This is a genomic window from Ruegeria sp. BE3 (assembly GCF_056538865.1).
On record NZ_JBQFTW010000006.1, the window covers coordinates 225058 to 238104 of the forward strand.

At 58.1% G+C, this 13047-nt stretch carries 14 protein-coding genes; 7 read left to right on the forward strand and 7 right to left on the reverse strand.

Translation table 11 applies throughout. The features are described from left to right. Positions 1-80: 80 nt before the first annotated feature. Genes ACR0AZ_RS15345 through ACR0AZ_RS15355 form a run of 3 tightly spaced genes read left to right on the forward strand, consistent with a single transcriptional unit; the run spans position 81 to position 3244 of the window. The gene (locus ACR0AZ_RS15345) at positions 81-1184 is read left to right on the forward strand and encodes a Gfo/Idh/MocA family protein (RefSeq protein ID WP_480667798.1); all 1104 of its coding nucleotides are present in this window, start codon (positions 81-83) and stop codon (positions 1182-1184) included. A 19-nt stretch (positions 1185-1203) separates the two neighbouring features. Continuing rightward, positions 1204-2097 (forward strand): TIM barrel protein, encoded by an 894-nt coding sequence (locus tag ACR0AZ_RS15350; RefSeq protein ID WP_480667799.1) that lies wholly within the window; start codon positions 1204-1206, stop codon positions 2095-2097. Between the two features lie 13 nt (positions 2098-2110). Next, on the forward strand, positions 2111-3244 hold the full coding sequence (locus ACR0AZ_RS15355) for a Gfo/Idh/MocA family protein (RefSeq protein ID WP_480667800.1): 1134 nt from the start codon (positions 2111-2113) through the stop codon (positions 3242-3244). Here the strand turns inward: ACR0AZ_RS15355 and ACR0AZ_RS15360 are convergent. Further along, the gene (locus ACR0AZ_RS15360; RefSeq protein ID WP_480471499.1) at positions 3241-4245 is read right to left on the reverse strand and encodes a LacI family DNA-binding transcriptional regulator; all 1005 of its coding nucleotides are present in this window, start codon (positions 4243-4245) and stop codon (positions 3241-3243) included. The two genes, ACR0AZ_RS15355 and ACR0AZ_RS15360, sit on opposite strands and share 4 nt — an antisense overlap. Positions 4246-4432: 187 nt before the next feature. On the opposite strand from ACR0AZ_RS15360, the gene ACR0AZ_RS15365 reads away from it, so the two are divergent. The 3 genes from ACR0AZ_RS15365 to ACR0AZ_RS15375 all read left to right on the forward strand — a co-directional run bounded on the left by ACR0AZ_RS15365 (position 4433) and on the right by ACR0AZ_RS15375 (position 7384). Then, the gene (locus ACR0AZ_RS15365; protein WP_480471500.1) at positions 4433-5383 is read left to right on the forward strand and encodes a sugar ABC transporter substrate-binding protein; all 951 of its coding nucleotides are present in this window, start codon (positions 4433-4435) and stop codon (positions 5381-5383) included. Between the two features lie 86 nt (positions 5384-5469). Beyond that, positions 5470-6594, forward strand: coding sequence for an ABC transporter permease (locus ACR0AZ_RS15370; RefSeq protein WP_480471501.1), 1125 nt, complete (start codon positions 5470-5472; stop codon positions 6592-6594). 1 nt (position 6595) lies between these two features. Continuing rightward, complete coding sequence (locus ACR0AZ_RS15375) at positions 6596-7384, forward strand: ATP-binding cassette domain-containing protein (protein WP_480471502.1); 789 nt, start codon at positions 6596-6598, stop codon at positions 7382-7384. Between the two features lie 36 nt (positions 7385-7420). On the opposite strand, the gene ACR0AZ_RS15380 is transcribed toward ACR0AZ_RS15375, so the two are convergent. The 5 genes from ACR0AZ_RS15380 to ACR0AZ_RS15400 are packed head-to-tail and all read right to left on the reverse strand — an operon-like array spanning position 7421 to position 11618. Then, entirely contained in the window at positions 7421-7963 is a 543-nt protein-coding gene (locus tag ACR0AZ_RS15380) for a DUF3833 domain-containing protein (RefSeq protein ID WP_480471503.1), read from the reverse strand. Continuing rightward, on the reverse strand, positions 7960-8577 hold the full coding sequence (locus ACR0AZ_RS15385) for a DUF3833 domain-containing protein (RefSeq protein ID WP_480471504.1): 618 nt from the start codon (positions 8575-8577) through the stop codon (positions 7960-7962). The genes ACR0AZ_RS15380 and ACR0AZ_RS15385 overlap by 4 nt, the downstream gene beginning before the upstream one ends. Then, positions 8574-9797: an MFS transporter gene (locus ACR0AZ_RS15390; protein WP_480471505.1), complete on the reverse strand. Its 1224-nt coding sequence runs from the start codon at positions 9795-9797 to the stop codon at positions 8574-8576. The genes ACR0AZ_RS15385 and ACR0AZ_RS15390 overlap by 4 nt, the downstream gene beginning before the upstream one ends. Then, positions 9797-10333 (reverse strand): chalcone isomerase family protein, encoded by a 537-nt coding sequence (locus ACR0AZ_RS15395; protein ID WP_480667801.1) that lies wholly within the window; start codon positions 10331-10333, stop codon positions 9797-9799. The genes ACR0AZ_RS15390 and ACR0AZ_RS15395 overlap by 1 nt, the downstream gene beginning before the upstream one ends. Then, the gene (locus tag ACR0AZ_RS15400; RefSeq protein WP_480667802.1) at positions 10290-11618 is read right to left on the reverse strand and encodes an NAD(P)/FAD-dependent oxidoreductase; all 1329 of its coding nucleotides are present in this window, start codon (positions 11616-11618) and stop codon (positions 10290-10292) included. The genes ACR0AZ_RS15395 and ACR0AZ_RS15400 overlap by 44 nt, the downstream gene beginning before the upstream one ends. A 193-nt stretch (positions 11619-11811) precedes the next feature. On the opposite strand from ACR0AZ_RS15400, the gene ACR0AZ_RS15405 reads away from it, so the two are divergent. After that, positions 11812-12537 carry an SDR family NAD(P)-dependent oxidoreductase gene (locus ACR0AZ_RS15405; protein ID WP_480667803.1) on the forward strand — a complete coding sequence of 242 codons (726 nt, stop codon included), beginning with the start codon at positions 11812-11814 and terminating at the stop codon, positions 12535-12537. Between the two features lie 2 nt (positions 12538-12539). Here ACR0AZ_RS15405 and ACR0AZ_RS15410 read toward each other — a convergent pair whose 3' ends face one another. Further along, positions 12540-12827 carry an I78 family peptidase inhibitor gene (locus ACR0AZ_RS15410; RefSeq protein WP_480471509.1) on the reverse strand — a complete coding sequence of 96 codons (288 nt, stop codon included), beginning with the start codon at positions 12825-12827 and terminating at the stop codon, positions 12540-12542. Positions 12828-13047: the final 220 nt, after the last annotated feature.

The following is a 13047-nucleotide window of genomic DNA, read 5'->3' on the forward strand; positions in this document are numbered from 1 at the left end:
GCGAGAGTCCTATTCTCACGATACAAGTTTTGCAACCGGTTGCAAATGGTTTTCAAGAAAAAGCGAGGGAGGGCGTCGGAATGGCAGAAATCGGCATTGGCATTCTGGGCGGCGGATATATGGGTAAGGCCCATGCGGTCGCCATGTCCTCGGTCGGGGCGGTGTTCAACACGGCCTTGCGTCCACGGCTGGAGATGGTGTGTGCATCCTCGCCAGAAAGCGCTGAACGGTATCGTCAGGCCTATGGGTTCGCACGCGCGACGGATGACTGGCGTGTGCTTGTGAATGACCCGAAGGTCGAGGCCATCGTGATTGCCACCCCTCAGGAAACGCATCGCGAAATTGCTCTGGCGGCCTTTGCGTTAGGCAAGTCGGTGCTGTGTGAAAAACCATTGGGCGCGTCGATGGAAGATGGCGCCGCGATGTCAGCAGCGGCCGAGGTCTCGGGCATGGCCAACATGGTTGGTTTCAACTATATTCGCACCCCCGCCAGCCAATATGCCCGCCAGTTGATCGCCGATGGAGAGATTGGTGACGTAACATGGTTTAGGGGCGAGCATACCGAAGATTTCTATGCCGACCCGCAGGCCTCGGCGACATGGCGCACGACGGGAATGTCGAACGGAACGATTGGCGATCTGGCGCCTCATATGATCAACGCGGCGTTGGCGCTGATTGGGCCTATTAAGCGCGTGATGGCAGAGGTCGAAACCGTGCACAAAAGCCGCCCGGGTGGTGAGGTTGATAACGACGACCACGCTCAGATGATGGTGCGCTTTTCGAACGGCGCGATGGGATCGATGTATTTCAGCCGTATCGCGACCGGGCGTAAGATGGGTTACGCATATGAGGTCAGCGGCACCAAAGGTGCGATACGTTTTGATCAGGAGGATCAGAACGCATTGTGGCTTTATCGCATGGATGGCCCCGAGGCTGAGCGTGGATTTTGCAAGATTCTGACCGGCCCCGCTCATCCGGATTATGAGCCGTTCTGTCAGGGGCCGGGTCATGGCACGGGCTATCAGGATCAGATCATCATCGAGGCGCGAGATTTCCTGCGCGCGATCGAGACAGGTAAACCGGTCTGGCCAACCTTCCACGACGGGCATGAGGTCAACCGGGTCGTCGCTGCGGCATTGGCATCGTCAGCGGATGAAAGCTGGAAAAATATCGAAGATTTCTGAGCATCGGAGACAAGACAAGATGAGCATCAGAATTGGCAATGCGCCCTGTTCCTGGGGCGTGGAATTTGCGCAGGATCCGCGCAACCCGCATTGGAAAACTGTTCTCAGCGAGTGTGCCGAGGCCGGGTATAAAGGCATCGAATTGGGCCCGGTGGGCTTCATGCCCGAAGACCCTGCAGTACTGGCCGATGCGCTGGCTGAGCATGATCTGGAACTGATCGGCGGCGTGGTGTTCCGTAATTACCATGACCCCGACGCCTGGGAGGATGTGCTCGATGCCACCCATCGCACCGCCCGCGCTTTGAAGGCGCATGGGGCGCAGCATTTGGTGCTGATTGACGCGATCTCTCCCCGTCGCGCACCAACCGCTGGTCGCGCCGATGAGGCTGAGCAGATGGACAAGTCCGAGTGGGCAGCGTTTCGGGATCGCCTTGCTGAAAGCGCGCGGATCGGGTCTGAGGAATACGGGCTGACCGTCGGAATGCACGCCCATGCTGCGGGCTTCATGGATTTTGAGCCCGAGCTGGAACGCCTGCTGAATGAGGTTGATGAAAACCTTCTGAAAATCTGTTTCGACACCGGCCATCACTCTTATGCCGGGTTCGATCCTGTCGGCTTCATGCAGCGCTACGTTGACCGGATCTCATACATGCACTTCAAGGATATCTCGCCGAACGTGAAGGCAGATGTGATCGCCAACCGGACGGGCTTCTATGATGCCTGCGGGCAGGGGATCTTCTGCAATCTGGGTGAAGGCGACGTGGACTTTCCTACGGTTCGCCAAGTGCTGTTGGATGCAGGCTTTACCGGCTGGTGCACGGTTGAGCAGGATTGCGATCCGACTCTTGATCCCGACCCTGTAGGCGACGCGCGGAAGAACCGCGAATATCTCGAATCCATTGGTTTCAGTTAAGGAGGTCGAGACCATGACCAAGCTGAAATGGGGCATGATCGGCGGCGGCGAAGGCAGCCAGATCGGACCAGCGCACCGATTGGGAGCGCTGGCAGATGGGCATTTCCAATTCACTGCCGGGGCGTTGGATCACCGGCCCGATGTTGGTCGCGAATACGCGCAAAAGCTGGGCATCGCGGCGGACCGGGCCTATGGCGACTGGACCGAGATGCTGCAAGGTGAACGCGGCCGCGACGACCGGATTGATCTGGTCACGGTGGCCACGCCGAATGCGACGCATTTCGAGATCACCAAAGCGTTCCTTGAGGCCGGGTTCAATGTGCTGTGCGAAAAGCCCATGACCATGACGGTGGAAGAGGGTGAAGAGATCGTCAATGTCGCTGAGAAATCCGGCAAGATTTGCGCGGTCAACTACTGCTATTCCGCTTATCCCATGGTGCGGCAGGCCCGCGCTATGGTGCGTGCAGGTGAGATCGGCAAGGTCCGTCTGGTCGTCACCAACTTCAGTCACGGCCATCACGGAGACGCGACAGACGCCGACAATCCTCGCGTCCGCTGGCGCTATGACCCGGCGATGGCGGGTGTTTCCGGCCAGTTCGCTGATTGCGGGATTCACGCGATGCACATGGCCGGGTTCATTGCGGATGACGAGGTTGAGACCCTGTCCGCAGATTTTGCCTCAACCATTGGCAGCCGTGAGCTTGAAGATGATGCCATGGTCAACTTCCGCACGGCCAAAGGCGCCGTTGGCCGGCTATGGACGTCTTCGGTGGCCATCGGTCGCCAGCACGGGTTCGATATTCAGGTTTTCGGAGAAACCGGCGGCCTGCGCTGGGCGTCCGAGCAACCGAACCAGCTGATCTATACACCCGTTGGTGGGCGCTTGCAGATCATCGAAAAAGGCGAGGGTGGGCTGCACGAAGATGCGCAACGCCTCAGCCGTGTGGCGATTGCGCATCCCGAAGGGTTCCCGCTGGCGGTAGCGAACATCTATTGCGATCTGGCGGACGCCATTGCCGGGGAAACCCGCGACGGGCTGCCCAATGCGGCAGACGGTGTGCGATCGATGGCGGCGGTGCATACAGCGGTCGAGTCCGCAAAGCAGGGCAGTGCTTGGATGGACGCGCGACCGCCGATGTTCCGTTAACTCTCAGATACGGGGCGCAATGTGCCCCGTTCCACCACCGAGCATGGGAATATCCGTGCCTCGGGATACCGGTCGGGTTCGTTCAGCGTTGCCACCATCAGCTCGATCGAAGAACTGACGATTTGCCGGATCGGCTGATGGATGGTGGTGAGATCGATATTCTCCCATCGCGCCATCTCCATATCGTTCAGGCCGATGACACCGATATCTTCGGGTACCTTCAGGCCACTGTCTAAAATCGCCGACAGGGCCCCGATGGACAAAACGTCGTCGCCGCAGAAATAGGCCTCGGCCCGTTTTGATTTCAACAGGCACAGCATTTCCTTGCGGCCTGCATCGAACGAGTAGGCCTCGGCAAACGAACAGGTCACGTCGATCTGCGGGTGCAACGCCATTTCCGACATGAATCCCGCATGGCGATCCTGGGTCGAGGTCGCCGCCTCAGGCCCGCCGAGAAAGGCCACTGTTTTATAACCACGCGCGACCAGCTGGCGGGCCGCCATGCGTCCGCATTCCACGTTGTCGATCCCGACCACATGAACCTGTGGCGAAGAGGAGGATCGGCCAAAGCTGTGCACCACTGGCACGCCCGCATCGCGAAACGCTTTGGCAAAGCCCGGCGGCAATGTCGACGACGCAACAACAACGCCATCGACTGAATATTGGCGCAGCATTCGTACCGAATTCTCGGGTTCAACTTCGTCGGTCAGGTTCACCAGCAGCGGGCGTAAGCCGCGGTCCTGCAAACCGCGGGTAAAGAGGTCGAAAACTTCAAGAAAGATCGGGTTGTGGAAGTTATTCGACACCAGCCCGATCAACTTGGTCCGTCCCGTTGTCAGCGATGAGGCCAGCGCATTTGGGCTGTATCCCAGCTCTCGCGCGGCCTTCTCGACCTTGCGGCGCATCTTGTCGGAAACCGAGGCCCCATCGGTGAAAGTGCGCGACACAGCCGAGCGTGATACGCCCGCGCGTTCTGCAACCTCTTTCAATGTGACAGCCATGACCCGTCCGACCTTCCTGCGTTTAGTGGCAGTCCTTTTACCTGTATTCTCTGGCAGATACAGTATGAAACACTTCAGATGCTGTTTGCAACCGGTTGCAAAATTTAAGCAGATATGTTCTAACACGACTCGGAGAGGTGCGAAGGACAGCCTCAATCCGCGATAATATGAGTTTTGGGAGGACATCATGACTTCACTGACGAAGAAGCTGGCGCTGGCGGCCGTGGTTGCTGCGACGCCGCTGATCGCAGCCACAAGCGCTGCGGCGGAAGGTGAGAAATACATTCTGGTCAGCCACGCACCGGACAGCGACAGCTGGTGGAACACCATCAAGAACGGCATCGCGCTGGCGGGCGAACAAATGGGTGTTGAGGTTGAATACCGCAACCCGCCCACTGGCGATCTGGCTGACATGGCGCGGATCATCGATCAGGCGGCGGCTTCGGGTCCAAACGGGATCATCACCACGCTGGCGGACTATGATGTGCTGAGCGGCCCGATCAAATCAGCCGTGGATGCAGGTGTTGACGTGATCATCATGAACACCGGTACTCCGGATCAGGCTCGTGAAGTTGGTGCTCTGATGTATGTGGGTCAGCCTGAATATGATGCCGGATTCGCAGCAGGCCAGCGGGCCAAGGGCGATGGCATCGGATCATTCCTGTGCGTGAACCACTATATCGTTCAGCCCTCCAGCCAGGAACGTTGCCAGGGCTTTGCGGATGGTCTGGGGATCGAACTGGGGGATCAGATGATCGACGCTGGTCAGGACCCTGCTGAGATCAAAAACCGTGTGCTGGCCTATCTGTCGGCAAACCCGGATACGGATGCGGTTCTGACACTGGGTCCGACCTCGGCTGATCCGACGATTCTGGCTCTGGAAGAAAACGGCATGGCCGGTGACATCTATTTCGGCACCTTCGATCTGGGTGGTGAGATCGTCAAAGGCATCAAATCCGGCGTGATCCAGTGGGGCATTGATCAGCAACCCTTCCTGCAGGCCTATCTGCCGGTTGTTGTCATGACAAATTACCACCGTTACGGCGTTCTGCCTGGCAACAACATCAACTCGGGTCCCGGTTTCGTAACCGCTGATGGCCTGACCAAGATCGAAGAATTCGCTGGCGAGTACCGCTAATTCTTGAAGCGCGGACGTCCTGACGCAGGGCGCCCGCCGACAGCTTTCTGACTCAAAATCACTGTTTTTATCGGAGGAGCGCTCTCATGGGCGAGTCTGCTCAAAACACCACTTTAACCGACGAACGGATCAAAGAGATCTCTCCGCTGCGCAAGGCCTTGATCCGGCCCGAGCTTGGCGGGATGGTCGGCACCGTTGCCGTATTCACCTTCTTCCTGCTGTTCGCTTTCGACAGCGGCATGTTCAACGCACAAGGCATGATGAACTGGTCGGTTGTCTCAGCACAGTTCATGATCATCGCCGTGGGCGCGTGCCTTCTGATGATCGCTGGTGAGTTTGACCTGTCCGTCGGCTCGATGATCGGCTTCTCCGGTATGATGATCGCCATCTTCTCGGTCACGCTCAGCTGGCCGGTCTGGATGGCCATCCTTGTCACCTTCGCCATGGCCGTCGCGATCGGAGCGCTTAACGGCTGGATCGTGATCCGGACCGGTTTGCCCAGCTTTATCGTGACGTTGGCTTTCCTGTTCATCTTGCGCGGTTTCACCATCTTCCTGCCGCAGGTAATCGAGCGCAAAACCATCATTGGCGGCGTCAAAGACGCAGCCGAGGGCGACTGGCTGGCTCCGATCTTCGGTGGCAAAATCCTGCAGGGCCTGTTCCAGTGGCTGGGCGACGCTGGGATCATAGCGGTGTTCGAACGTGGCACGCGACAGGGTCAGCCGGTGGTGGACGGCGTGCCAATGCTGATTGTTTGGGCCATCGCATTGATCATCTTTGGCCATGTGCTGCTGACCAAGACCCGGTTCGGGAACTGGATCTTCGCGTCGGGCGGCGATGCCGAGGCCGCTCGTAACTCGGGTGTGCCTGTGAACCGGGTCAAGATCCTGATGTTCATGTTCACCGCCTTCTGCGCCACGGTCTTCGCTGTCTGTCAGGTGATGGAGTTCGGATCGGCCGGTGCCGACCGGGGCCTGCTGAAAGAGTTTGAGGCGATCATCGCCGTGGTCATCGGCGGCGCGCTTCTGACCGGCGGTTACGGCTCGGTATTGGGTGCGGCGCTGGGTGCGTTGATCTTCGGCGTGGTGCAACAGGGTCTGTTCTTTGCCGGCGTCGAAAGCTCGCTATTCCGCGTGTTCCTGGGCGTGATCCTGCTGGGGGCTGTGATCCTCAACACCTATATCCGCCGCATCATCACGGGGGAGCGTTGATATGAATCCCGAACATGCACCCATCATCCAGATGAAGAATATCGAAAAGCATTTCGGCAGCGTAATTGCGCTGGCGGGGGTCTCGGTCGATGTGTTCCCCGGTGAATGCCACTGTCTTCTCGGTGACAACGGCGCGGGTAAGTCGACCTTCATCAAAACCATGTCGGGTGTTCACCAACCCACGCATGGAGAGATCCTGTTTGAAGGCAAACCCATGCACTTCACCGACCCGCGCGATGCGATTGAGGCCGGGATTGCGACGGTGCACCAGCATCTTGCCATGATCCCTCTGATGTCGGTCTCGCGCAATTTCTTCATGGGCAATGAGCCGGTGAAGAAAGTTGGACCGATCAATTTCTTCGACCATGACTATGCAAACAATGTCACGATGGAAGAAATGAAGAAGATGGGTATCAACCTGCGCGGACCCGATCAGGCGGTTGGCACGCTATCGGGTGGTGAACGCCAGACTGTTGCCATCGCACGGGCGGTACATTTCGGGGCCAAGGTGCTGATTCTGGACGAACCGACCTCGGCCCTTGGTGTGCGCCAAACAGCCAATGTGTTGGCAACCATCGACAAGGTGCGTAAGCAGGGGATCGCGGTGGTCTTTATCACCCATAACGTCCGCCATGCGCTGGCGGTGGGTGACCGGTTCACGGTTCTCAATCGCGGCCAGACGCTGGGTACGGCGCAGCGAGGTCAAATCACCCCGGAAGAGCTGCAGGACCTGATGGCCGGTGGTCAGGAGATGGTCGAGCTTGAAGGTAGTCTGGGCGGAACCGTCTGATACTCTTTCGCCCCGCTGGCTGCGCTGGCGGGGTGACTACTTCTTCTCGAAGTACAAAATGACCTCACCCAGCCTTACACCAAAACGCGAAACATAGGCTCGGTTCAGCAGCCGATCATCGGATAACAGCCACATCCAGTCATCGAAATTGACTCGCATGGTGCCATCTTTGACGGGCAGGTCGATTTTGTACTTCCAGTTAAACGTATCGCCCCTTTCGACTCCGCTGGCTGTGCCCAGCACACCGGGAGCGGTGCCCGTCCAGGTGTCTTCGCCGGTCTTGGTGAGGGTCCAGATCCGTTGCTCGGTCGCACCGTCGTCATAGACGAAATCTTCAACTAGCGTCAGAGTCTCTCCGTCCCATGTGCCGTCAATGTCGACCTGAAAGCGACGCGGGACATTACCCAGCACATCCTGAAACTGACCATAAGCGACGGTCTTACCTTCGAAGAACTCTTCAAGGTTCAACTGGCGATCTGACAGAAACGTTTTTGGTATACGTGGTTTGGCCGAGCATGCGGTGAGCATCGCCAGCCCCGCGATCGCGACGACCGCGACAAGGGTTCGGCGAGCGATCATTGTAAAACCCTCAGCTCAGAGTCTGCATCGTGACCGTTTGCGCCATGCAGATGGGCCGACTTCACCTTGGGCGCGGGGCGCATCGTGGCGACCAGCTCGGCAACCTTGATCCCGAACTTACGCATCTCGGACCGGTTCATGATCACCCCGTTTTCCGTCAGATACATCCAGTCGGTTACATCCAGTGTATGTCCGCCCGCATCTTCGGGCAGGATGATGCGATAGGTCAGTTTTACGGTTGCGCCCGAGATCACGCCTTTGCCCTCGCCCACGATATCATCCGCTGTCGCGGTAAACGTGTTGCCCGTGCCCAACGTCAGATACCATTTGCGGGTCATTTGTTTGCCGTTGGAATAGGTGAAATACTCGGACAGCGTCCCGGTATTGCCGTCCCATTCGCCGACCATGCGCGCGACAAAGCTGTTCGACATCTTGCCATTCGGGCCATAGATCAGCCCTTCGGACAGGATCTCTCCATTCAGGTTCTTCTTCAGCGAAAACTCAGGCCCGGTGCCGCTGTAGTCCGAAGGTGATTGAGACCGGAAGCTGAGGAAACGGTTCTTCACGGCGAACACCGCAAAAATGGCGAGCAGACAGAACAGGAGCGTTTTCATTTGGCAGAGACCTCTGTCGGGAGAGTCAGGACCAAGCCAAACGCTCCGAGTTTCAAGATGCAGGGCAGCACAGCATAGGCGAGGGTGAGTGTGTTCAAAGCCTGAGCCGAATTGGCCTGTCCGGGTGTAAAGCCGCTGCGTTCCAGCAGTGGCAGCGTGAAAAAGGCAGCCAGAGCTAGACCCAGCTTGCCTGCGAAGGACCAAATGCCAAAGGCGGCAGAGGCGTTCAGCCCAGCCCGTGTCAGAACGACCGAGAACATGGCGGGTAGGACAACCATGTCCGCACCCAAGGCGGCGCCGGATGCAAGGCAGATGATCGCGAATCCAGCCAGATTTCCTGGGGTCAGAAGGGCGGCGCCGACAAAGCCGAGAATGGCCAGTGGCATCGCGATTATCAGAGTCTGTTTAAGGCCAATTCGGTTGCTGAGCTTTGCCCAGAACGGCACGCTAAGTCCCGCGCTGAGGAAGAACAGGATCAGCAGTGGCCCGGCCTTGCCCGGCAGTTGAAGTCGGTCTTCGACAAAGAACAGAAACAGGGTCGAGGTGATCGCAACCGGCAGGCTGTTGACCAGCGCCAGAGCCAGCAACCGTAGCGCCCCCGCTTGTCCCAGCCCGGCAAATGACAGCGCCTGCCCGGTGATCGGCCTTCGCCGCCACATCGGCAAAGTCACCGCCAGAGTCATTACGGCCAGAACTCCAAGGAATAGCCCGAAGGCCGGGTACCCCTGCGCCCCAGCACCAAGCGCGACGAATAAGGCGGGTGCGGCGGCGGCGATGACGACGCCGGTCAGTTGCCCGCCCTCTCGGAAGGCGGCCAGTCGCATCAGCTCTTTTGAGGTGGCCTGTTTCGCAAGCGTTGCGCTGCGTCCATAAAGCAGGATGGTTCCTAGGCTGTAGGCTGAGAACAACAGGATCAAAATAGACACTAACAAGGTTATACCGGCCCCTTCAGGCAGCCCGAACAACAAGGGAAACCCGATCGCAAGACCCAGTGCGGCGGTGGCGGCGAACAGGATCTGCCCGCCGGGCCAGCGGTCAATCGCCCAGCCAATCAGCGGGTCCTGCACCAGATCGACCAGACGGATGACCAGCAACACGGTGCCGATCACCCCAAGCCCGATGCCCAGATTGACCGCTGCAAAACGCGGCAGATGGATGTAAAGCGGGATACCCGCCGCAGCAAGCATCAGCGCGTAGAGGCTGACCCTCGGATACAGCATCAGTTCCCTCGTAACGCCTGCGTAAAGGCTGCAGAACGGGTGTTTTCGCCCAGAAAGATCGACATAAAACTGCGTTTGATGTCCGGATAAGACATGGAGCAGGTTTTGCGACCGTTCAGCCAGAACTCGACCTTGTTCGGACCGTCCGACACCGCCAGAAAACGATCACCCTTTGAAACAGGGGCAAAACAGGTCTCAAGCTGATCGCGTATCGGGGCAGCGCGCCCGATCCGCTTCATCTCGTCCAGTGTCGAGTTGATCAGCGCCTTCTTGGTCACATTTCGGCGATAGCGCAGCTCCAGTCCGAAATCCTTATTCCAGTTCAAAGGTGCGCCGCCTTGCGTAAACAGCTGCGCATCATAAAGCGGGAAACCCAGATAGCGGTAGGTTGCCGTGCCACGCAACTCGGCATTGTTGAGAACGCCAAACACGGGCGAGGCTGCCAGCCCTCCGGGTATCAGCAGCATCAGCGATACCAGCGCCGCGCCAGCGTTAAGCCGAGGCAGGAACGGCCTGATCATTCTCAGAAACGCCATTGTCAGCTCCGATAATCTGTGGGATGCCGGTGATGCGCTCAACGACATACATCGCACTGGCAATCCCGTCTTCGTGAAAACCGTGCCGGTTATACGCCCCGGCAAACCAGGTTCGGTTCTGTCCCTGCATCCCGCGGATTTGTGCTTGAGCTCGCAGGGCGGCTTTGTCGAACACCGGATGGGCGAATTCGACTTCATCATAGATTTTGTCCGCAGGAATATCTGAGGCGGCGTTCAGCGTCACAAACAGCGGGTCGCTGTCGGGGATGTTCTGAAGCCGATTCATCCAATATGTGACCCCAACATTGCCCTTTTGCGACCTGTAGGTCCAACTGGACCAGCAGGCGCGCCGACGGGGCATCTGACGGGGATCGCAGTGAAGGATGGCTTTGTTTGGTTGATATCTGATCGCACCCAGCGCCGCTTTCTCATCTTCGGTCGCCGCATCACCAAGAATGGCGAGCGATTGATCGGAATGGGTGGCCAGAATGATCTCGTCAAATAGATCGGCCTCGCCGCCTGCATGAACGGTAACGCCCAGATCATGCCGTTCGATCCGCTGAACGGGCGAGGCCAGACGAATGTCAGAGCCACGTGCGCGCAACGCGGCATCGATCCGGCGCACATATTCGATGCTGCCGCCCTTCACCGTGTACCATTGGTGCTGATTGGCCCGGCCCGAGGCCAGCAGTGCGTGGTTGCGAAAGAACTGCACCAGCGAGCGGGCAGGGAACTGATCGACGAACTCAACCGGCGTTGACCAGATCGCGCCGCACATGGGCATCAGATAATTATGCCGGAACCAATGGCCGAGGCGCAGCTGATCCACCAACTCTCCGATCGTGGTGTCATCGTCCTGCGCGGCTTCGGGGGCCTCTTTGCCAAAGCGCAGGATGTCGGCGATCATTTTGTAATAGGCTGGACGGGCTAGATTGCGTTTCTGCGCGGTCAGAGTGCGCAGGTTGTTCAGCCCGTATTCGATGCGGCCGTTATCGATGGTGGCCCCGAAACTCATTTCGCTTTTGGTGACCGGCACGTTCAGTTCATCGAACAACCGGGTCAGATAGGGGTAGGTGACATAGTTGAAGACGATGAACCCGGTGTCGACGGGCTGATCGCCATTGCGGCCGGCCAAGACCGTACGGGCATGGCCGCCCAGTCGAGGCTTGGCCTCGAACACGGTGATATCGTGGTTTTCAGAAAGGTAATAAGCTGCGGAGAGACCTGAAATGCCTGCGCCTATGACTGCGATTTTCTTACGTACACCCCGGGTTTCGTCGAACATTCCATCCTCGTTATTCGGCATTTTACAATGAGATACGCAGGATATGGGGCACTGGATCAGTCAGATTAGAAGTTTTTCGCTGCCGCACTATGTTGTGATGTCTGGTTACATGCTGCACCGTAACACAGGGGCTGCGTGATCCAACATTGTCACTGGGTCGTACACTTCCCAACAGAACTCAAATGGCCCGGATATGAGCAGTTTCGACGGAAAAACCTACTGGATCATCGGCGCCAGCGAAGGATTGGGTCGCGTCTTGGCCGAAAAGTTGAGCCGCGAAGGCGCGCATCTAATCCTGTCTGCCCGTAACGTGGGGCGGCTGACCGAGATTTGCAACACGCTGCCCAACGCGCGCGCTATTCAGATGGATGTGACCGACCTCAATACTGTGCGCCGGGCTGTGGCCGAGGCCGGAGCAGTAGATGCGCTGGTTTATAACGCTGGGGTCTATGAGCCGATCCGCACAGAGAACTGGGATACCGAGGCCTCACTTGCCATCAGTGACGTCAACTATTCCGGGGCTTTACGGGTGCTGGGGGAAACGGTGCCTGAATTTGTGCGTGATGGCAGCGGAGATGTCACTCTGATCGGGTCTCTGGCCGGATATCATGGCTTGCCCAACGCAATCTCATACGGAGCCAGTAAGGCGGCGCTGATTTCACTGGCCGAAACAATGCGGCACGATCTGGCGGGCTCTGGTGTGACGGTGCGCATCGTCAATCCTGGCTTTATCAAGACCCGTCTAACCGATAAAAACAGCTTCAGGATGCCGATGTTGATGACGCCCGAGGACGCAGCCGATCGCGTCCTGCGCGCCATGTCGCGCCGCCGCTTTCGCACTGATTTCCCGGCACCCTTTTCATGGGTTGTGCGCCTGATCGACTACCTGCCGGATATCTTGGTCTATCGCGGGAAATGAGGTCAGCCGCAGGTGAGCCTCTGGATCACGCCAGCACCATTAACATAAACATTCAGCCGATCGATGCGATAATCCTGTGTCGCTATATCATCCGGACCCAGCACGCGAGACCGCTCGGGCAGTTGGGCCTGAATGTCTGAAACCGGCTGGCCGATTGCATCAGCAAACGGCTCACCTTTGCAAAAGGCCAGATCGACCGGCGAGGTGTCGGCTGTCGGAATGATGTCTTCAACTGGGGCGGTCTCAGCACAGGCGCTCAGAAGGCACAGGATCGGAATAAATCGGCGCATTGGCGTTCCTCTTTCCGGCAATGTCGTTTCTGCAATATCAAAGATTTAGCCAACCTGTCACGAAAGCGCAGTTGAAAACACCCTGTATTTGACGCAGGGTCGGGTCAAATTAGACAGGGAGATAAGCACCATGCGTACGCGTGCCGCCGTTGCCGTTCAGGCTGGCAAACCTTTGGAAGTTATGGATGTGAACCTTGAAGGCCCCAAGGCGGGCGAGGTT